General features: G+C 70.1%; 24 protein-coding genes and 1 pseudogene. 15 read left to right on the forward strand and 10 right to left on the reverse strand.

Annotation, left to right across the window (positions count from 1 at the left end; genetic code table 11):
* The first annotated feature begins 108 nt into the window (after window positions 1-108).
* The gene (locus TNCT6_RS28735; protein WP_141363603.1) at window positions 109-549 is read left to right on the forward strand and encodes a hypothetical protein; all 441 of its coding nucleotides are present in this window, start codon (window positions 109-111) and stop codon (window positions 547-549) included.
* Complete coding sequence (locus TNCT6_RS28740) at window positions 549-743, forward strand: hypothetical protein (RefSeq protein ID WP_141363605.1); 195 nt, start codon at window positions 549-551, stop codon at window positions 741-743. The genes TNCT6_RS28735 and TNCT6_RS28740 overlap by 1 nt, the downstream gene beginning before the upstream one ends.
* A 196-nt stretch (window positions 744-939) precedes the next feature.
* Here the strand turns inward: TNCT6_RS28740 and TNCT6_RS28745 are convergent, their stop codons facing one another.
* Window positions 940-3,009: a SpoIIE family protein phosphatase gene (locus TNCT6_RS28745; protein ID WP_141363607.1), complete on the reverse strand. Its 2,070-nt coding sequence runs from the start codon at window positions 3,007-3,009 to the stop codon at window positions 940-942.
* Between TNCT6_RS28745 and TNCT6_RS28750 the strand changes: the two genes are divergently transcribed.
* The 4 genes from TNCT6_RS28750 to TNCT6_RS28760 all read left to right on the forward strand — a co-directional run bounded on the left by TNCT6_RS28750 (window position 2,986) and on the right by TNCT6_RS28760 (window position 5,386).
* Window positions 2,986-3,639, forward strand: a complete 654-nt coding sequence (locus TNCT6_RS28750) for a recombinase family protein (RefSeq protein ID WP_216372806.1) — start codon at window positions 2,986-2,988, stop codon at window positions 3,637-3,639. The two genes, TNCT6_RS28745 and TNCT6_RS28750, sit on opposite strands and share 24 nt — an antisense overlap.
* Complete coding sequence (locus TNCT6_RS40085) at window positions 3,636-3,788, forward strand: hypothetical protein (protein ID WP_172633070.1); 153 nt, start codon at window positions 3,636-3,638, stop codon at window positions 3,786-3,788. The genes TNCT6_RS28750 and TNCT6_RS40085 overlap by 4 nt, the downstream gene beginning before the upstream one ends.
* A gap of 176 nt (window positions 3,789-3,964) precedes the next feature.
* The gene (gene mihF, locus TNCT6_RS28755) at window positions 3,965-4,279 is read left to right on the forward strand and encodes an integration host factor, actinobacterial type (protein ID WP_141363609.1); all 315 of its coding nucleotides are present in this window, start codon (window positions 3,965-3,967) and stop codon (window positions 4,277-4,279) included.
* Window positions 4,280-4,558: 279 nt separating this feature from the next.
* Window positions 4,559-5,386, forward strand: coding sequence for an alpha/beta fold hydrolase (locus tag TNCT6_RS28760; protein ID WP_141363611.1), 828 nt, complete (start codon window positions 4,559-4,561; stop codon window positions 5,384-5,386).
* Between the two features lie 318 nt (window positions 5,387-5,704).
* Here TNCT6_RS28760 and TNCT6_RS28765 read toward each other — a convergent pair whose 3' ends face one another.
* The 8 genes from TNCT6_RS28765 to TNCT6_RS28790 form a co-directional block, all read right to left on the reverse strand.
* Window positions 5,705-6,244, reverse strand: coding sequence for a hypothetical protein (locus TNCT6_RS28765; protein ID WP_141363613.1), 540 nt, complete (start codon window positions 6,242-6,244; stop codon window positions 5,705-5,707).
* Window positions 6,245-6,272: 28 nt separating this feature from the next.
* Window positions 6,273-6,830 carry a hypothetical protein gene (locus TNCT6_RS28770; RefSeq protein ID WP_141363615.1) on the reverse strand — a complete coding sequence of 186 codons (558 nt, stop codon included), beginning with the start codon at window positions 6,828-6,830 and terminating at the stop codon, window positions 6,273-6,275.
* Window positions 6,831-7,428: 598 nt separating this feature from the next.
* The gene (locus TNCT6_RS40090; RefSeq protein WP_172633071.1) at window positions 7,429-7,584 is read right to left on the reverse strand and encodes a DUF6131 family protein; all 156 of its coding nucleotides are present in this window, start codon (window positions 7,582-7,584) and stop codon (window positions 7,429-7,431) included.
* Window positions 7,585-7,671: 87 nt separating this feature from the next.
* Window positions 7,672-8,280: an alkaline shock response membrane anchor protein AmaP gene (locus TNCT6_RS28775; protein WP_141363617.1), complete on the reverse strand. Its 609-nt coding sequence runs from the start codon at window positions 8,278-8,280 to the stop codon at window positions 7,672-7,674.
* 28 nt (window positions 8,281-8,308) lie between these two features.
* Window positions 8,309-8,950 (reverse strand): DUF6286 domain-containing protein, encoded by a 642-nt coding sequence (locus TNCT6_RS28780; RefSeq protein WP_253266254.1) that lies wholly within the window; start codon window positions 8,948-8,950, stop codon window positions 8,309-8,311.
* A gap of 118 nt (window positions 8,951-9,068) precedes the next feature.
* Window positions 9,069-9,482 (reverse strand): Asp23/Gls24 family envelope stress response protein, encoded by a 414-nt coding sequence (locus TNCT6_RS28785; RefSeq protein WP_141363619.1) that lies wholly within the window; start codon window positions 9,480-9,482, stop codon window positions 9,069-9,071.
* On the reverse strand, window positions 9,479-9,646 hold the full coding sequence (locus tag TNCT6_RS40095; protein ID WP_172633072.1) for a hypothetical protein: 168 nt from the start codon (window positions 9,644-9,646) through the stop codon (window positions 9,479-9,481). Before TNCT6_RS40095 ends, TNCT6_RS28785 begins: the two co-directional genes overlap by 4 nt.
* An 83-nt stretch (window positions 9,647-9,729) precedes the next feature.
* A complete protein-coding gene (locus TNCT6_RS28790; protein WP_141366875.1) occupies window positions 9,730-10,212 on the reverse strand; it encodes an Asp23/Gls24 family envelope stress response protein in 483 nt (160 codons plus the stop codon).
* Window positions 10,213-10,367: 155 nt separating this feature from the next.
* Here TNCT6_RS28790 and TNCT6_RS28795 point away from each other — a divergent pair, with 155 nt between their 5' ends.
* The 4 genes and pseudogenes from TNCT6_RS28795 to TNCT6_RS28810 form a co-directional block, all read left to right on the forward strand.
* A complete protein-coding gene (locus TNCT6_RS28795; RefSeq protein ID WP_141363621.1) occupies window positions 10,368-10,943 on the forward strand; it encodes an RNA polymerase sigma factor in 576 nt (191 codons plus the stop codon).
* A complete protein-coding gene (locus tag TNCT6_RS28800; RefSeq protein ID WP_141363623.1) occupies window positions 10,934-11,611 on the forward strand; it encodes a hypothetical protein in 678 nt (225 codons plus the stop codon). The genes TNCT6_RS28795 and TNCT6_RS28800 overlap by 10 nt, the downstream gene beginning before the upstream one ends.
* Complete coding sequence (locus tag TNCT6_RS28805) at window positions 11,611-11,991, forward strand: hypothetical protein (protein WP_141363625.1); 381 nt, start codon at window positions 11,611-11,613, stop codon at window positions 11,989-11,991. The genes TNCT6_RS28800 and TNCT6_RS28805 overlap by 1 nt, the downstream gene beginning before the upstream one ends.
* 396 nt (window positions 11,992-12,387) lie before the next feature.
* Window positions 12,388-12,528, forward strand: a pseudogene (locus tag TNCT6_RS28810) (IS1380 family transposase); the annotation flags it as partial.
* Window positions 12,529-12,826: 298 nt separating this feature from the next.
* On the opposite strand, the gene TNCT6_RS28815 reads toward TNCT6_RS28810, so the two are convergent.
* Complete coding sequence (locus TNCT6_RS28815; protein WP_373996210.1) at window positions 12,827-13,696, reverse strand: UbiA family prenyltransferase; 870 nt, start codon at window positions 13,694-13,696, stop codon at window positions 12,827-12,829.
* A gap of 149 nt (window positions 13,697-13,845) precedes the next feature.
* Here TNCT6_RS28815 and TNCT6_RS28820 point away from each other — a divergent pair, with 149 nt between their 5' ends.
* From TNCT6_RS28820 to TNCT6_RS28835, 5 genes are all read left to right on the forward strand, one after another.
* On the forward strand, window positions 13,846-14,904 hold the full coding sequence (locus tag TNCT6_RS28820) for a type III polyketide synthase (RefSeq protein ID WP_141363627.1): 1,059 nt from the start codon (window positions 13,846-13,848) through the stop codon (window positions 14,902-14,904).
* 62 nt (window positions 14,905-14,966) lie between these two features.
* Window positions 14,967-15,497, forward strand: coding sequence for an isoprenylcysteine carboxyl methyltransferase family protein (locus TNCT6_RS28825; RefSeq protein ID WP_141363629.1), 531 nt, complete (start codon window positions 14,967-14,969; stop codon window positions 15,495-15,497).
* Complete coding sequence (locus tag TNCT6_RS28830) at window positions 15,494-16,507, forward strand: NAD(P)/FAD-dependent oxidoreductase (protein WP_141363630.1); 1,014 nt, start codon at window positions 15,494-15,496, stop codon at window positions 16,505-16,507. The genes TNCT6_RS28825 and TNCT6_RS28830 overlap by 4 nt, the downstream gene beginning before the upstream one ends.
* A gap of 83 nt (window positions 16,508-16,590) precedes the next feature.
* Window positions 16,591-16,749 carry a hypothetical protein gene (locus TNCT6_RS40100; protein ID WP_172633073.1) on the forward strand — a complete coding sequence of 53 codons (159 nt, stop codon included), beginning with the start codon at window positions 16,591-16,593 and terminating at the stop codon, window positions 16,747-16,749.
* A 283-nt stretch (window positions 16,750-17,032) separates the two neighbouring features.
* The gene (locus TNCT6_RS28835; RefSeq protein ID WP_141363632.1) at window positions 17,033-18,619 is read left to right on the forward strand and encodes a Na+/H+ antiporter; all 1,587 of its coding nucleotides are present in this window, start codon (window positions 17,033-17,035) and stop codon (window positions 18,617-18,619) included.
* The last annotated feature ends 119 nt before the right edge of the window (window positions 18,620-18,738 follow it).

An 18,738-nucleotide genomic window follows, 5' to 3' on the forward strand; every position in this document is an offset into this window, starting at 1 on the left:
TGTGGTGTCAAGGGCTTTGGCAGGTGAAGCCCACGGACAATCTGTCCGCGCAGAGCGCTTGCTGAGTGGAATGGTCTCCTCACACGCAGTGGTGAGGAGGCCTTTTCCATGTCCGACGCCAATCCCGCAGCTCGCGCGCTCCCGCCGCGCTGGATGCCCATCGGCGACGAGCCCGAACTGTGCTCGGCGGGCGAGTGGTGGGATGCCGTACGCGCCGTAGAGGCCGTCGGCCGGCGCGCCATCGAGATCCTCGGCGAGGGCGACGACCCGGTCGGCCCGGTGATCCTTGACCACGGAGGACCGGAGCCCCGGCTGTACTTCCTGGTCCCTGTGGGCACTGCGGTCCGCTGGGAGGAGCCGGGAACGGTGGCACTCGGGCTGAAGTGCCACGTCGTCGTGCCGTCCGCCGAGAGCGCGACGCCCCCGGGGATGCACTGGCACGTCTATCCCCCTGGTCCTCGAACACTGACCCGACCCGAGGCTCTGCGTCGGGCACTGAGTCAGGCACGCAGGGAGCGACGAGGGCCGGCGGAGGAAGCAGCCTCCTGATGGCGCTGAGTATTTCCTCCGTGCTGTTGCTCGGGATCGTCGTGGTTGTTCTGTTCCGTGGAAAGTCCGTGAAGCCCGGACCTGCGATCGCCTGCGTACTCTTTGGGTTCTCCCTGGCGAGCACGTCCATGGCCCCGAGCATCAACCGGTTCATGACCAGCATGGCGGACATGATCGGCCAGATTCGCTTCTAGGCCGTCCGGCTCGACCATGCTGTCGGGGTCAGATGTCGGCCAGCGTGGTTTTCCTCGGGGCCCCAAACACAAGTCCAGTAGCACACCAGCCGGGGCCCCGCTGGGGTTCGCGGACACCTCGCTCCGCCGTTGAGACCCGATTGGGCGGCTCTGCGACGCGAATCCAGCGGATCGGCCCCATCCGGGCATCTCTTCCTCAGGGATGCTGCGGGTGGCCTATGCGGGCGATGAGCAGGGCGATGTCGTCGTCGGTCGGGCCGGGGATCAGGTGAGTGATGAGGGCGTCGCGCAGTTCGTTCAGGTCGGGGTGGTGCCCGGTGAGTAGGCGGGTGAGGTGGTCCAGGCGCTGGTCCAGGTCGCGGCCCCGGGTTTCGATCAGGCCGTCGGTGTACAGGACCAGGATGCTGCCCTGGGCGAGGGTGAACTCGGTTGTGGCGAAGTCGATGTCGTCGATGCCCAGGGGGGTTCCCGCGGGCATCTGCAGCAGGTGGGCGGTGCCGTCGGGGTCGACAACGGCCGGGGGCGGGTGGCCTGCACGAGTGATCCTGATCCGGCCGGTCGCCGGATCGCACAGGCAGTACACGCAGGTGGCCAGCAGTGCCTCCCCCTGGTCGGTGACGGCCGGCTCCAGTGCGTGCAGCAGCTGCGCCGGGGGCAGGCCGAGGCGGGTCAGGGCCCGCACGGTGCTGCGCAGGTGTCCCATGGCTGCCGCCGCTTCGATGCCGTGACCCATCACGTCGCCGACGACCAGGGCCGCGCTGCCGTCGGCCAGGGGGATCGCGTCGTACCAGTCGCCGCCGACCTCGTTGACGTCGCTGGCGGGCAGGTAGCAGTAGGTGACTTCGATTCCGGGCAGGTCCTCCAAGCGGTGGGGGAGCAGGCTGCGCTGCAAGGTCAGCGCAGTGGCGTGCTCCCGGCTGTACAGGCGGGCGTTGTCGACGCACATTGCCGCCCGGGTGGCCAGCTCGAAGCCGAGCGCGACGTCCGCGTCGTCGAAGGCGGAGCCCGGGCCGATGCGGTAGAAGGTGGCCGCCCCCAGCACCTGGCCGCGGGCGACCAGCGGGGCCATCATGAACGAGCGCACGCCCAGGTCGAGCAATTTGAAGGCCTTGTCGGTGTACCGGGCGGCTGGGGCGATGGCCCGCTCGTCCAGCTGGGCCACGACGAACGGCTGCCGGTCGGCCAGCGCCTGCACATACGGCGCGCGACGCGGGAAGATCAGGGTGCGCCCGACCGGGGTGAGCACGCGGGTGACCGGGGAGCCCGCGTGCGGGGCCAGCCCGAGGCGACGCATCGCCGCGCCCTCGGAGAAGTCGAAGCCGATTTCGCCGCCCTCGGCGAGCGGCTCCAGCAGGTCCACGGTGGCCGCGTCCGCCAGCCGGGGCACGGCCACGTCCGCCAGCTCCTGGGCCGTGCGGCCGAGGTCCAGGGTGGTGCCGATCCGCGCCCCGGCCTCGTTCAGCAGGTCCATCCGCCGGCGGCCGGCGCCCGTGGCGAGCTGGTCCTGCTGGTGAACGGTGACATCGATGACCGAGGCACTGAGGCCTACCGGCCGGCCGCAGACGTCGTCCAGACGCAGATACGAGCACGACCACACCCGCTTGTGGCCGGGGGCGTCGGGGGTGTAGCCGATGCGGCGAAAGTCGAGCACCGGCTCACCGGTGGCCAGCACCTTGCGCATCGCCGCCTCCATCTGCCAAGCGTTCACCCCAGGCATCACCTCCGCCGGACGCCGCCCGATATGAGCGGCCTCAGGCACGCCGTTCATCGCCACCAAGGCCGGATTGACCTGCTGGAACCGCAGCTCGGTGTCGAAGACCGCCAACCCCACCCGCGAGCCGGTGAACATGGCCTCCGACGACGCCCGCACCCCACGGGCCCTGCGGGCCGCGGCAGCGCCGACCGCGAACACCAGCATGGCCCTACCGCCGGAACCAGCCGGGCACGCCCATACCTCCAGCTCCACCGGCGACCCGTCGCGATGCCGCACCGTCAACGAGCCGATCATGCTGCGGCCGGACTCCAGCCCGGCCAGCAGCGCACGCGCCCGCTCCCGGCCCTCGGCCGGGACCAACAGCTCAACCGCCTCCCGCCCGACGGCCTCCCGCGGCGCATAGCCGAGCACCTCCGGCGCCGACATCCCCCACTCCGTGATCAGACCGTCCTCGTCCGTCGCCACCAGCGCCACCGGCAGCACATCCAGCCACGCCCCACCGCGCGCCACCGCGCCGCCCGCCGTCTCGTGCAACCGCTCGCGATCAGTCATCACCGAACCCCATGGGAACCGCACAGCCCCGTAGGCCCAGTATCCGACGGCAGCGCGCACACGTCTCTTCACCCGGCCGGGGGCACACACTCGCACTCCACCGGCGCCCGCCGACCCGGCCGCGGGCCCGAACTGGAGGCCGCGCTCGCGCTGGCCCACCAGTTCAAGGAGGCCGCCCCCGACGCCCCGGTCATCTTCACCGTGCATGAGCTCCAGCGGCTCGGGCGGTTCACCGCGGAGCTGATGTCGCTGTCCGCCGAGCTCCAGGCCGGCCGCATCCAGCTCGAACTCCTCACCGGCCCCTTCACTGGCATCTACGACCCCAACGGCATGGGCGCCATGTTCTTCGCCGTCCTCGCCTTCGCCGGGCAGATCGAGCGCAACTACATCCGGGAGAAGACCCTCAAAGGGCAGGTCACCGCCGCGAAGAAGGGCAATCACGGCGGACGGCCCAAGGTCGTCGACGACGACATGCTCACCTTCGCCCTCGCGCTCAAGGACAAGGGCGTACCCGTCCCCGACATCGCGAAGAAGCTCACCATCAAGACCGGCAAGAACGCAGGCACGAGCCCGTCGGTCGCCTCGCTGTACCGCGCGTTCGCCGAGGCCGAGCAGGAGACGACCGCATGACCGCGCCCCAAGCCGTCGCAGACCATCCGGCCATCACGTTCCGCGACACACTCCAGTTCTGCACGGACGGCCCGTCCTCCAGCGGCTGGTGGGGCGACCCCGCCATCGCCGAGCGGAAGTTCACCGAGTGGGTCGGCACGTACGGATAGCTGGACCAGGTGATCATCCAACTCGTCGAGGAACAGGGTGGCGGGCAGGAGACCGTGGTGAAGACCAGGACTAGGGAATCCGCAGAGACCGCGGAAACCCCGTAAACCCGCTGGTGAGCGCCACAGCAGCGGAGGCAGGATAGCCATATCGATCACTTGGTGAAAGGACCTGATCCATGGCACTCCCCCCGCTCAGTCCCGAACAGCGCCGAGCCGCGCTCGACAAGGCCGCCGCCGCACGTAAGGAGCGCGCCGAAGTCAAGGAGGCCCTCAAGCACGGCAAGCTGTCGCTGCCCGAGGTGCTGGCCAGCGACTCCGAGGTCATCCGCAAGATGCCGGTCCGCGCCCTGCTCGAATCCCTCCCCGACATCGGCAGGGTAAGGGCCCAGAAGATCCTCACCGAGCTGGGGATCTCCGACAGCCGCCGGATGCGCGGCCTCGGTATCAAGCAGCGGGAACGTCTTCTCGAACGGTTCGCGCCGCAGCGCTGACCGGTCGAGCCCTTTCGGTACGGGCTCAACTCCGGCAGGGTGGGTGCGTCCGCTGAAGCGATCAAGGCCGGCGACCGCGAAGAACCCGAGGAGAGAACCGGTGACACCGTCCGTGCCCGAGTGGTGACACCGCCCGTGCCCGAGTAGGGGAACTGACGAAACACGGGCTCTGGGGTGACGAAATGGTGCTGGCAGCGGCGATTCGTGGCCTTGGGCGAGCATCGCTCGTTTTGCCCCTTATGTTCGTCCGTAGTGGATCACGAACGAAGGGACACCGTGATGGGGTACGTGGAGACCAGCGACGGCACGCAGATCTATTACAAGGATTGGGGCCCGAAGAACGGAAGGCCGGTCCTGCTCAGTCACGGGTGGCCGCTGAACGCTGACGCCTGGGAAGCACAGGCGCTCTACCTCGCCGAGCGCGGCTGCCGGGTGATCGCACACGACCGACGGGGTCACGGCCGTTCCTCGCAACCGTGGGACGGCAACGGGATGGACACCTACGCTGATGACCTGGCCGCCCTGCTCGATCATCTCGACGTCACCGGTCTCACTCTGGCCGGCCATTCCACGGGTGGTGGCGAAGTGGCGCACTACATCGGGCGGCACGGCAGCGCGCGGGTTGCCAAGCTCGTCCTGGTCTCGGCAGTACCACCGATGATGGTCCGTACCGACGACAACCCCGAGGGGCTGCCCATCGAGGTGTTCGACGGCATCCGCGACGGTGAGCGCAAGGCCCGCGGGCAGCTCTATCGCGACCTCGCCGACGGTCCGTTCTTCGGCCACAACCGCCGCGGAGACGTCGCCCAAGGAATCCGCGACGGCTTCTGGCTCAACAGCATGCTGGCCGGTCACCGCGCTGCGTTCGAATGCATCGCCGCGTTCTCTGCGACGGACTTTCGCCCGGACCTGGAGAGGATTGACGTTCCCACGCTGGTCATCCACGGCGACGATGATCAGATCGTACCGTTCGAGGTCGGCGGTAAGCGTTCGGCGCAGATGATCCGAGGCGCTCAGCTCAAGGTGTACGAGGCCGCGGCGCACGGCATCACCGACACCGAGAAGGAGCGTCTATCCCGAGACCTCCTCGACTTCGTCCAGAGCTAAGCCGGAAATTGCGCAAGCAGTGGGGAATCCCGTTCTCGGGCCGCCGGAACACCACCTGCTCAGGCGGTCTGCCCTCGACTCCAGGCGATCCAGTCCGTGGTCCATCACCAGGCCGGCCCGGCCCGTGATTGTGTCCCGCACGAGGCTGCCCGGCCGCAGCCAGTCATAACTCTGCGTCGAATGCCGGTTACCAATCACGGAGACCTCCCTCGCTCGGAAGCCGGACATCGCCCCCCATGGAACCACGCCCAGCCCTGCCCCGGGAGCCCTGTAGCGGGCCACCCCTCTTTGCGTGGGCCGGGCTCGAGGGGAGGAGGCTCAGGTGCTGAGCAGCCAATTGAAGAAGAAGCGGTAGCGCCGCAGAGCCCTGCGCAGTTCCTCCGTGACCACCTGCGCGCCCTGCCCCCACTGGTCCTCCAGGTCCTGTTTGTGCTGAGCAAACGTGGTGGCCAGGGTCTGCATGACGTCTGCGACGAGGGCGTCGGCGTCGTGCACGGCCTTGCGCGGGTCGTCCACGAACTTGTTCTGGATCTCCTGCCAGCGGCCGCGGAAGCCCTGGTCCTCCTCCTCCGTCAGGAGCCGCGGAGCCTCGTCGTCCGAGGTGTCCGGCGTGCCCGCGGCGCCCGTGGTGGCGGTTCCGGCGTCGGAGCGGTCGGCGGCGGACCGGTCCCCGCCGGCCTTGTCGGCCGGGCTCCGTGTCTCGGACGTCACGGCGGTGCCCTCACCGGGGTAGATCGGGGCTCGCGAGGAGGCCTCCTCCGTTTCTCCCGGCGTCCCGGTGGTGGCGCCGGAGGGCTGAGCGAGGTCTTCGGTGGTCAGGCTGCCGGTGGTGCGGTCCGTGTCGTCTTTGCGGTGCATGGCGTTCCAAGCAAAGTCGGGGTGGGTGTCAGGGGCGGGCGGGCTGGGCCCGGCCACCGTCGGAGAGCAACTCGTCGAACACTGTGCGGTAGTGGATCATGGCACTCCGCAGTTGCTCGGTCGTCGCCTGGCTGCGCTGGCTGAGGGACTCCACCTCGTGCGCGGCGCGGTAGTGCTTGAGGGTGCGCCCGTGCTCCACCGAGAGGTCCTTCATCTGCTGATCGAAGCCCTCGGTCGGGTAGCCGCGGTCGTGCATCAGGGAGGTCACCAGCCGGTCCGCGTCGTGGACCGCGTCCTGCGGCCGGTCCACGAACTCGTCCTGGACGCTGCTCCACTCTCGCGTGTATCGATCACGCGAGACCGGGGGCAGCGGTTTGATGTCCAGCGAATCGTGCCGCCTCTCGCGTTCCCTGAGTTCACGCTCGGCGGCGAGCCGGCTGTCAGATCCTTCGACGGTCCGTTCGTACTCCGGGCCGAAGCGCTCACGGAGGTGACGGCGTCGCGTCATGAGTGAGACCGCCACAGCGGCCAGGGCGAGCACCACCACGATCGGAATGATGATCGCCAGAAGGGTTCCCGTGGACATGGGGACACACTCCTCGTGGGAGTAGCGATGTGCAGTGTCCGCGTTCCCAATTGCCTGCTGTTGACCCTCTCCATGGCGAGCGACTGTCAGGCGACCGCCGCCACGTGCGTCCGGCGCGGCGCCGTGCCGTCAACGGGGGAGCGGGGCGGCGGCCCGAGCCGGCTCCCGCAGGTCCGCGCGGCCACCCGCCGGGAGTGGGCTGGCTCTGTGGCCCGTCCGAATCGGAACCGCTCGTGGCCGGAGACCGGATCCTGGCTCCTCTGCACGCCTTGCCCCGGGTCCTGGTCCGTCAGAACACACGCCGCGCGGTCTGGGGGCGCCTTGCACAACGTCGGAGTTGAGACCCTGCTTTGGTTTCGCGACGGCGGCGTCGATGCTGTGGTCGGGACGCTCGATGAACCCGCCGGTATATAGCAGCAGGGGCAAGCGGAGGGGTTTTCGAGCCGGTGCTCGGTGCGGTGGAACGTCAGAAGCCTTGGTGCTGGAGGATGTCGCGTTCCGTGAGGGGTGGCGCGCGCGTCGGAGGTGCGGGGGAGTAGTGATGGGTGTCCGGCGTTGGACCAGGACAGGGTCCAGCCCGGACCGCCGTGGACGGGGTTCACCAGTAGTGGCGTCGTCCTGCGACGGCGTGCCCCATCGCGCCGAGGACCCACAGGATGGCTCCGATGACCGCCAGGATGATCCCGATGGTCCACAGGATGGCTATCCCGGTGACGAAGCCGACGACGAGCAGAATGATGCCCAGGATGATCATGATTTCTTCCTTGGGGGGTAGTGCCGCTTCCGCTGTGAACTGCGAAAGACCGCAAGGGCGCGGACACGGGAATGGTCCGTCTCCTCCTTACTCTGCGCGGTGTGGTTTGTGGCGGGCGACCTGTAGGCGGACCTCGGTGGGTATGTCAGTGAAGCCAGTGGACCGGTGGGCGGTTCGGAGCGGGCCTTCGCAGAGGGCGTGGAGGGCGGCGCCGGGTGCCCTCTGAGGGGTGAGGGTGAGCCTGACGCGGGTGCGGGGGTGGGCGGGCCGGCCGGTGATGCGTACGGCCGCATGCTCAACTCCCGGCAGGGCACCGGCTTCGGCGGCGATCGCGTCGCTGAGCGCTCGGTCGCGCAGTTCGACGCCTTCCTGCGGGGGTGTGCCGCCGACGGACAGCGCTCCGGGGTGGCGTCGGCGCAGTTGGGCGAGCAGCCACCCCAGGGTGAGCAGGGCGACGAGGGCGAGGGCGGCGATGACGGCGGGCCACCACCACCAGCCCTGGCTGCTCCAGCGAGCCCGGTCGGCGGAGCCGAGCAGGACGTCGTCCGGTGTGGTCAGGGGCCAGCCGGAGGGCGGGACCAGATCGTGTCGCCGGTAGACGTCGAACCCGGCGAAGAGGATCAGCAGGCCGCCGCCGAGCAGGACCAGTCCGGCGAGGGCCAGCAGACTGCGGTTGAGCACGGGTCGCGGCGTCATGGTGTGGCTCCGGGTCTGGGTTCTCCGGTCAGTTGGTGCGTTGCCGCACCCGTACGACGATGCGAGGAGGGCGGGCGAGGGCGAGCCGGTGGCGCTCCTCGTCGAGGACGGCGGTGAGGTCGTCCTTCACCTGTTGAGGGTCGCGGAAGCGGACGTCCGCGCGGGCCTTGACGCGGTGGCGGCGCACCCGGATGCGGGCCTTGCTGACCCCGGGTACCCGCATGGCGGCGTCGCGCAGCAGAGCGGCGGTGCCGTCGCGGTCCAGGGAGGCGCGCAGCCCGGGCGCGGGGGAGCGCAGGGGCAGCCAGTGGCGTAGGCCAGGGGTGAGGGCCAGGACGATCAGCCAGATGCCGACGGCGGCGGCCACGGCGGCTCCCGTGAGCATCCACACGTCGTCCACGGGGCGGGTGGCCAGGGCGTCGGTCAGGAGCTGTCGCCAGGCTGCCGCGGGGCGTCCCGCCCGTACGGCGACGACGTCGACCAGCGCTGCGACCGCCGCCACGAGGATCACCGCGGCGACCAGCGCGGCCGGAATGCGGCGCGCGGACCACGGACGGTGGGTCCGGTGTCCTCTGTCGCGCTCGTCGGCCGTCAGGTTCGGCGAAGGCGTGTGGCGTTCGGGCGGACCGGGCCCTGTGGGCTCCCTCGGCTCCTGGGGCTCTTTCGTCATCGGGACCGCTGCACGGCGCGGGGGTGGCGCGGAGTCGCGGGCGGGAGGGTCCGGATCGGGTGTCATTCCGGTCGTCCTTTCTGCGTGGTGGGCCCGGTGGTGCGGGCCGGGTGGCTGGTCACAGGGCCCGCCCCCGGTTCGCGCCGGAGGTGGCCACCAGCCGTCGGACGGTGAGGGTGACCTCCCCCACCCGCAAGCCGGTCAGCTGAACCACCCGTTCGGCGACGTCCTGCTGGATCCGCTCGCAGACATGGGGGATGTCGGTGGGATAGGGCAGCTCCATGGTCAGGTGCAGGCGCACGGATCCGCTGCGGACTGCGGCGGAGGCGCTGGGTGCCGCCGGTCCGCTCGGGCCGGGCGGGAGGGCGGCGCGCCGGGACTGGGCCGTGCGTGCGGCCTGGGTGGCGATACGGGCGACCACCCTGTCCGGGATGACGGTGGCACCCCGCTCGGCCGGAGGCGGCAGGCCGGCGGCCCGCGCCGATGGGCCGGATCCTTCGCCGGGAGGTGGCGAGCCGGGCCGGGTCCTCACCGCCGCCTCCGTGCACCGAGGTCGAGGTCGCCCTGCACGACGAGGCCGACGATCAGCCCCGCCGCCCCCAGGACCAGAACCAGCAGAAATGCCCAGAAGCCGCCGAAGTAGCCGGCGAAGCCCAGGGCCATCCCGGCCGCGAGGCCCGTGGTCGCTGTGTTCATGACGCACTCACCCGTCTCGCGAGCGTCATCCGCGTGATCAGCCGCTTGCGCCGGGACGCGGCGGTGGCGGCGGTCACGGCGGATCACCTCACGCGGCCCTCGTCCGATTCGGACTCTTCCTCCTCGTCGGGAAGGTGGACGTCGTCGACGACGATGTTCACCTCGACGACCTCCAGTCCCGTCATCCGCTCCACAGCGCTGATCACGTTGGTGCGCACGTCGCCGGCGACGTCGACGATGGAGACGCCGTACTCGACGACGACGTCCAGGTCCACGGCGGCCTGCCGCTCGCCGACCTCGACCTTCACCCCTTGCGTGACGCTGCCGCCTCCGCCGGGGACGCGCTCCCGCATGGCGCCGAAGGCACGGGCCATGCCCGCCCCGAGGTTGTGGATGCCCGGTACCTCGCGGGCGGCCATGCCCGCGATCTTGGCCACTACGCCGTCCGCGATGGTGGTCTTCCCCCGGGTCTCGGCCGGAGCTCCGGCTCCAGTACGGCCCTTCAGCGCGCTCACGCCCGCGTCGGGTCGGCGGTCCGCCCCGACGCTGGTGATGTTGTCCGTCATGGCGGTCGCCTCGATCGGTCGGCCGGACACCGGCGTGGTGCCCGTCGAAAGGTTGGACATGCGGGGCGGCGGACTTCTCACGAGCGTTCGATGTGATGTGCATCACATGCAAGGAGGTGGGTATGCGATTGTCCTGAACCATGAGCAGGAGAGGCATGATCGAACGGACCGGTTCCGCACCTCTGGGAGGCGACCTGCCGGATGGGCTGCTGGCTGTGTGGGCTGCCGAGGGGGACGAGGACGCCTTCGCTGTTCTCGTCCGGCGGCACAGCCGTCCTCTGCTCGGCCTGGCCTGCTGCATGCTCGGTAACGCCCAGGATGCCGAGGAGGCCGTTCAGGACGCCTTCGTCAGCGCCTGGCGGCGACTGCCGGAATACCGCCACGATGCGGAGTTCCCCACCTGGATGTACCGCATCACCGTCAACCGCTGCCTGAACTCACGACGCCACAGACCGCCACCCCTTCCACTGGACGCCGTCGCCGAACCCGCAACGGGCGACGAGTGGAGCTCGCCCGCCCGAGCCGCAGAGGAGGACGCAGAAACGGCCGCTTTGACGTGCGCGCTCGGCGAGCTGGACGCCGGACAGCGTGTCTGCTGGATCCTGCGGGAGCTGCAGGGTCTGCCCTACAAGGAGATCGCTGTCGTGACACAGACCAGTGAGCAGACGGTGCGCGGCAGACTGTTCAGGGCACGCCGGTCCCTGAAGGAGGCGATGGCCTCATGGCGCTAGACGACCCGCACGCGCAGCCTTCCGAACCGCCCGGAGACGACGGGTCTCCCGGCCACCCGGCCATCGATGACGCGGCTCCGCTCGCAGGTGACGAGGTACTGACCTGCGGCCGCCTGCTCAGCCAGGTCTGGGAACAGGCACAGGACGCGACGCCGGCTGCGGATCCGCACACCATGTCATGTCCCCAGTGCCGCGAGGCCGTCGAGGGGCTGGCCAGGCTGAACGCGGCCACGCGGGCGCTGCGTGCCAAGGACCCTCCCGGCCTGCAGGCGCTGACCGACCGCGTCATGAGCATCGTCAGGGCCGAGGTCCGGCTGGGGCGGCTGCTGCCACTGGCCGACACGATGCTGGATCTGCTGATCGCCGAGAGCGCCGCGGCGAAAGTGCTGCGGCATGCCGCGGATACGGTCCCCGGGGCGAGGGCCGTGTCCTGCCGGCTCGTGCCCGCAGGTGGCACCGGCGTGCAGGTGGCCATGACCCTGGCCGCCGCCCTCGACCGCCCGCTGCCCGACAGGGTCGATCAAGTACGCGGGTCGATCATCGATGCCGCCGTACAAGCCCTGGGGATGGACGTGACGGCCGTCGACATCATCGTGGTCGACGTACTGGAGCCGCCCTTGCCCCTCGGCCCTGCGGGCTCCGGCCAGACCACAGGCGGTGGTCTCTGATGGCTGCCACCGAAACGCCGCCTCCCCTCAGCGTCGCGGCCGCAGCGGCCCTCGCGGTTCCCGGCGTGGCCGGCCTTCAACCCCGCCTCGCCCACCGCCTCGCGGCAGCGGCCTCGCCCACATGGCCGGAGACAACAGCTCAACATGCCCCCGAGGCAGGTGTCCGCATCGACCGGGTGCCCGACGGCTCGGGATGGCACATCGAGGTGCGCTGCGTCCTGACCGAAGGCCACAGAGTGGTGGACACTGCCCGGGATGTCCACGACCAGGTACGGGCCGCTGTCCTCTCCTACCTCGCCGCACACGACGCCCCGGTAGCGGTCACCGTGACGGTCACGGTCACGGTCACCCGCATCGCCGCCCGGGACTTCACAGTCTGAGCGCCGCACGCGACGGTCGGCGACGAGGCCGGACTGCTGCGTCTAGATCTAAAACGACGGGCGTTATCGACAGGTGGGTCTCCTACGGGCCGCAGCCGGGAAGTTGCCTCGCTGCAGGCCACCGAGAGGCGCAAGGGCATACCGGCTGCCCGTGCAGGCCAACGGGATCTGCCGGACATGGTCCTCGATGTACAGACTCACGACGGCGAGAGCGACCGATGGGCACGATCTGAGCACGAGGCATGTCGGCTGTAGGACGGCTCAATGCGCGTCGGATGTTTGCACACCCCGAAGGGAGAAGACGGCAGCCGCTGCTGTGCGGCGCAGCTCCTCGACGACGTCAATCTGATTGCGTGCGCGGTCCAGCAGATTCCTTGGTTGTGACTCATCGAGACCAGGTTCCGCCTGTGCACCGCGGCCGGACAGCTCGTCACCACCGGCCGCCGTCGGGTCCTCCGTCTTGGCGGCCACTGGCCATGGACCAGCTGCATCACGGCCGCCCTCGACCGGCTCGCCCAACTCCCGAACCCAAGATGACCAGCTGATTTCCCGTCCCAACGACAGGACCACCCGACCCTGAGAAGTGGAACCCGGCGCCCGCCCGACGCGACACTCGGGCCCCCGGCATGCCCAACATCACCCACACAAAGCGGAACGGCCCGCCGACTCCGTTGGCAGACCGTCACGAAAGTTCGAGGCTAGAAGTCAACGAAGCCACCGCGACGTGGTGACGACGGGGGACAGCACTCGCGAGCTGACGGCAATCGCAGCAGGGACTGTCCCGCTTCCGCTCGCGGGTTCTGTACGGTGTGAGCCGGTCGGCGGGGCCGAACGGTCAGGCGATCCCGGTGCCGCGTACCAGCAGCAACGTCACGTCCACCACCGCCACGGCGACCGCCGCCGCGAACGCCGCTCGCTCCCAGCGGCGTCCCAGCACCGTCCCCGCCACCGCGACCAGTCCGGCCACCGCGAGGGCCACCACTCCCCATCTGCCGGGTGGTCCGGCGGGCCCCAGCGTCAGAACCGCGGACGCGGTCGCCAGCGGTACCGGCAGCAGCAGCCGCGCGCCGTCCGGGCCCAGCCGCTGCGGAAATCCCCGTACGCCCGTCGCCAGATCCCCGCGGATGTCCGGCAGCACGTCACCCAGATGGGCACCGACCCCCAGGAGCGCCCCGGCGGTGACAACCCACCAGGCCGGCCAGGGCTGCCCTGGGAGCCCCAGCGCCACGAACGCCGGGAGCGCGGCGAAACCCACCGCGTACGGCGCCCAGGACCATGCTGTCGCCTTGAGCCGCAGGTTGTACGCCCACGCCGCCGCCACACCGGCCAGATGAACGACGCCCGCCCACAGGCCACATGCGAACGACAACGGCACGCACAACGCCAGCGCGGCATACGCGGCCACCCACACCTCCGTCACACCCACCGCGCCGTCGACGACGGGTTTGCCACGGCGGGCGGCAGCGATGTCCCGGCGCGCGTCGAACGCGTCGTTGCACCAGCCGACGGACAATTGCCCGCTCAGAACGGCGGCGGTGGTCAGGACACAACGCGCGGCGCCCTGGCCGGCGGTCACGGCCAGCGCTGCCATCAACGCGGTGACCGCCACCACAGGCCCGGGGTGGCACGACCCGGCCAGGCCACCCGACCGGCCGGCCCGCATCGCGGCCACACCGCTGGGCGTCGACTGCTCAGGAGTGCCCACCCGGCCGATCGTAGGCGTCCTGGCCCCGACCGGCGTGGAGCACGCGCCCCGGGGCGAACGGCCGGACGGGCGATGCATGGTGCCGAAGCGTGGGTTCGGGGAACACGTGCAGAGCAACTCACCCCAGTCGACAGCCGGACGGGAACCCTATGACGCGGATCGCCGCCGTTCACGGTGCCCTCGCACCGCACCGTCGCACCCAGTCCGAGATCACCGACATGGTGGCCCGCACCTGCCTGCCCGAGGGCACCGACCGCCGGGTCCTGGACCGGCTGCACCGCAGCGCGAAGGTCCGCTCGCGCCACATGACACTGCCGCTGGAACGGTACGAGGAACTGGACGGATTCGGTGCCGCCAACGACGTCTTCATCGCCGCCGCCACCGGTCTGGGCGCCAAGACAGTGAGAGCCGTACTGCAGATGGCCGGTCTGTCCGCAGCCGACGTCGACCTGCTGGTCTTCACCTCCGTCACCGGCATCGCCGTTCCCTCGATCGACGCACGGCTGGCCGGACGCCTCGGACTGCGGCCGGACGTCACACGACTGCCCCTCTTCGGCCTCGGCTGCGCCGGTGGCGCCGCCGGCCTGGCCCGTATGCACGACTACCTGCTGGGCCGGCCCGACCACGTGGCGGTCCTGCTGTCGGTCGAACTGTGCTCACTCACCTTCCAGCGCAACGACGCCTCCGTGGCCAACCTGGTCGCCACCGGGCTGTTCGGCGACGGCGCCGCCGCAGTCGTCGCCTACGGCGCGGACCGCCCGGACGAGCCCATCGGCCCGACAATCGTGGACACCCGCAGTCACCTGTATCCGGACACCGGGCGCCTCATGGGCTGGGACATCAAGAGCTCCGGCTTCCAGGTCGTCCTCGACCCGAAGGTCCCCGACGTCGTACGCCGCTCCCTCGCCGATGGCGTCGAGGGATTCCTCGGTGACCACGGCCTGAAGCCGAAGGACGTGACTGCCTGGGTCTGCCACCCGGGCGGACCCAAGGTCCTTCAGGCCGTCACCGAGGCCCTCGACCTGCCCGACGACGCACTCGATGTGAGCTGGCGTCATTTGGCCGACGTGGGCAACCTGTCCTCGTCGTCGGTGCTCCACGTGCTGCGCGACACCCTGGCCGAGCGCCGCCCGCCACCGGGCACCCCGGGTGTGCTGCTGGCGATGGGACCCGGCTTCGCCTGCGAACTCGTCCTGTTGCGCTGGTAGTTCGGACCGACGAAGGACACAGGACACAGGACACAGGACACAGGACACAGGACACAGGACACATGATCTGGTACGGACTGCTGGTGGCCGCCGTCGCCGCCGAGCGCGTCGCCGAACTCGTCGTCGCCCGCCGCAACGAACGGTGGAGCACCGCCCGCGGCGCGACGCCGACCGGGCAGGGCCACTACCCGGCCATGGTCGCCCTTCACACCGGCCTTCTGATCGCCTGCCCGGCCGAGGCATGGCTGGCCGACCGGCCCTTCGTAGCCGCCCTGGCCTGGCCGATGCTGGCCGTACTGGCGGGCGCCCAGGCACTGCGGTGGTGGTGCATCCACACCCTGGGACCCCGTTGGAACACCCGGGTGATCGTCGTACCCGGACTGCCGCTGGTGACGAGCGGCCCCTACCGGTGGCGGTGGCTGCGGCATCCGAACTACGTGGCCGTCGTCGCCGAGGGCGTGGCGCTGCCTCTGGTACACACCGCCTGGGTCACCGCGGCCGCGTTCACGGTACTCAACGCCGCCCTGCTCACCGTGCGCATCCGCTGCGAGAACCGGGCGCTCGCCGCCGCGACCACGCCGGCGTCGGCATGATCGACGTACTGGTGGCCGGCGGCGGCCCCGCCGGACTGGCCGCGGCCATCCACGCAGCGCTCGCCGGCCTGGAGGCCGTCGTCGTCGAACCCCGGACCGCGCCTGTGGACAAGGCCTGCGGAGAGGGAGTCATGCCCGGCGGTGTCGCCGCGCTGCGAACACTGGGCGTCGAGATCACCGGCCGCGAACTGCGCGGCATCCGTTACGTGGAGGGCACCACCCGCGCCGAAGCGTCATTCCGCGGCCGGAGTGGGCGGGGAATCCGCCGTACAACGCTGCACTCCGCACTGCACCAGCGCGCGCTCAGCCTCGGCGTGCGCATGCTGCCGGGCAAGGTCGGCGAGGTACACCAGAGCGCAGACACGGTCACCGCCGCTGGAACCACGGCCCGTTGGCTGATCGCCGCCGACGGCCTGCACTCCCCGGTGCGCCGCAGCCTGGGGCTGGAACTGCCGGGCCGCCCCCATGGCCGCTACGGACTTCGCCGGCACTACCGCGCCGAGCCGTGGACGGACTTCGTGGAGGTCCACTGGGCCCGGCACGGCGAGGCCTATGTGACACCGGTCGACGACGACCTGGTGGGCGTCGCGGTCCTCAGCCGCAACCGTCGCGGCTACGACGAGCACCTGGCCGGCTTCCCGACCCTCACCGCGTCGCTGCGCGGCTCGGTCGCGACGGAGGTACGCGGAGCCGGACCACTGCGGCAGCGGGTGCGGCGCAGAACCGCCGGCCGTGTCCTGCTCGTCGGCGACGCCGCAGGCTACCTGGATGCCCTCACCGGCGAGGGCATCGCCCTCGCACTGGCCACGGCCGGGGCCGCCGTCCGCTGCCTGGCCGCCGGGCGACCGGACGAGTATGAGCGTGCCTGGGTGCGGCTGACTCGGCGCCACCGGCTGCTCACCAGGGCCCTGCTGGCCGCAGGCGGCCGTCCCAGCACCGCCCGCCTCATCGTGCCGGCAGCGTCCCGGATGCCTTCGGTGTTCTCAGCCGCGGTCCACGCACTGCAGTAGTGGCCCGGCCTTATTCACCCCGAAAGCGAACGAAGCCAACCGTACGTGCTTTCCGCGCCAGCGGAGGTTGGTCTGGGGGCGAGGTGGGCGCCGAGTCTCCTGAGCTGGTTCTCTCCGCGCTGGTGAAGCTGGTGAACGCCACCTTCGCTGCCCGGGACGAGATGTGGTGGGGCAGCGGCACGGCGTGCGTCTCCGCCAGCGGCAAGTTCGACTTCTGGTCCTCGAACCTGATGGCCGAGTGACACCAGCGCTACCGCGGCCCGGGTGTGGTGATCTACTGGCACGTCGAGTGGAAGTCGGTGGGCATCGGGCCTTGACCCAAGGCCGGGCAGTGAAAGGGCCGACGGCACCACGGCGCTGAACCGGTGCCTCGGCGGACGGAAGCCGGCGGTGCGCCGCCGTAACGACTGCCGCACCCTGGACGGTCGCGGCCCCATGTGAGCTGCATCACGGCCCGAGGTCGGTTACGTTGATAAAGCACCTGGTCAGAGGGGGTAACAAGCCGTAACCCACCGGGGACGTTCCATGACCGGCCTGACCGTCATCCTGCTGCTCGTGGTCCTGGCCACAGCCGTGACGACCGGCGCTCGGCGCTGGCGTATGCCCGCCCCTTCGCTCCTGGTGGTTGCCGGTCTGATCGTTGGGTTGATGCCCTGGGTCCCCGGGGTCCGCCTGCCGCCGCACGTGATCAGTGTGTTGGTGCTGCCGCCACTACTCTTCGCCTCGGCCGGGGAAATCTCTGTCCGTGACCTGCGCACCGTGTGGCGGCCTGTGACCGGCTTGGTCTTCGGCCTGGTTCTCGCCTCAGCCATCGCTGTCGGGTACGTCGCGCGAGCGATCACACCGCTCACCACGGCGTCCGCGTTCATCCTCGGATCTGTCCTGGCCAGCACCGACCCCGTGGCGGTCTCCGCGCTCGGTCGGCGCCTTTCCCTCCCACCCCGTGTGCAGGTGATGGTGCAGGCGGAAAGCCTGTTCAACGATGCCACGTCCCTGGTCCTGTACAAGGTCGCCGTGGCCACCGCGGTTTCCAGCAGCGCCATCACCGTGTCCGGAACCGTCGGACAGTTTCTGATCCTTGCGGGCGGAGGAGCCCTCATCGGCGCGGCTGTCGCCGCAGTGGTGACTCTCATCCGCAGACGGACCGAGGACCCCATGTTGGAGACCGTGATCGTATTGGTCACCCCGTACGCCTCGTACGTCATCGCGGACGATTCGCACACCTCCGGAGTGACTGCCGTCATTGTGTCCGGGGTCGTCCTCGGCAGCGCCGGCCACAAACTCAGCAGCGCCCCCAACCGCCTCCAGGTCCACGCCGTCTACGACACCGTGACCTTCCTGCTGGAGAGCGTCGTCTTCGCTCTCATCGGCCTCGAACTCCCCTCTCTCGTCCGTCAGCTCGCGCACGACGAGCACGGCTGGCCGCTGTGGGTCCCGGTGATCGTCTTCACTCTGCTCACGATCCGCCTGCTGTGGATCTTCCCGCTCTCTGCCCTGATCCAATACCGGCACAGAGAGGGCGACAGTCGCCTCTCCTGGCGCGTTCCGGCCGTCCTGTCCTGGGCAGGCACCCGAGGCGTCATGCCGCTGGCCGCCGCACTCTCCATCCCCCTGACCACCCACACAGGGGCGCCGCTGCCGCACCGGGCCCTCATCCTCATGCTCACCACCGGAACCGTCGCGCTCACCCTCATCTTCCAGGGATTCACCCTCGCCCCTGTCGTACGCCTCTCCGGCATCGCTCTGGAGCCGGAGCACTCCGTGCGCGAGGAGGTCCGGACCCGCCGACACATTGCGAAGGCCGCTCTCGAAGAGCTCAAACAGCTTGGCGATCTGGATCAGCTCGCGGATCTGGGTGCCGCCGCCGAGACCGCCTTGAAACAGGCCCGTCGCCAATTGGAGGCGCGCATCCACCAGGCCGAAGATGCCCACTACAGCGACCCCGACGCCCGTCCTGCCGACGCCTACCGCGAGATACGTCGGACACTCATCGCAATCGAAGCGGCCGAGCTCCAGCGCCTCTACGAAGCGAACAAGATCAGCAATGCCACCCGGCGCCGGATCCAGCGGGAACTCGACCTCGAAGAAGCCAGCCTCCGCGCCCGCGGCTGACCAGCAGCCCCGGTAATTCCTAGCTACTGCTCTGACCGGGGACGTTCGCCGGAACGGCTGTGGTCGGCCCCGGACGGCTCCCCCAGAGTGGATCAAGCCTGCCGATCACGCCCGGCGAA

It is taken from the genome of Streptomyces sp. 6-11-2, from assembly GCF_006540305.1.
Taxonomy (GTDB): domain Bacteria; phylum Actinomycetota; class Actinomycetes; order Streptomycetales; family Streptomycetaceae; genus Streptomyces.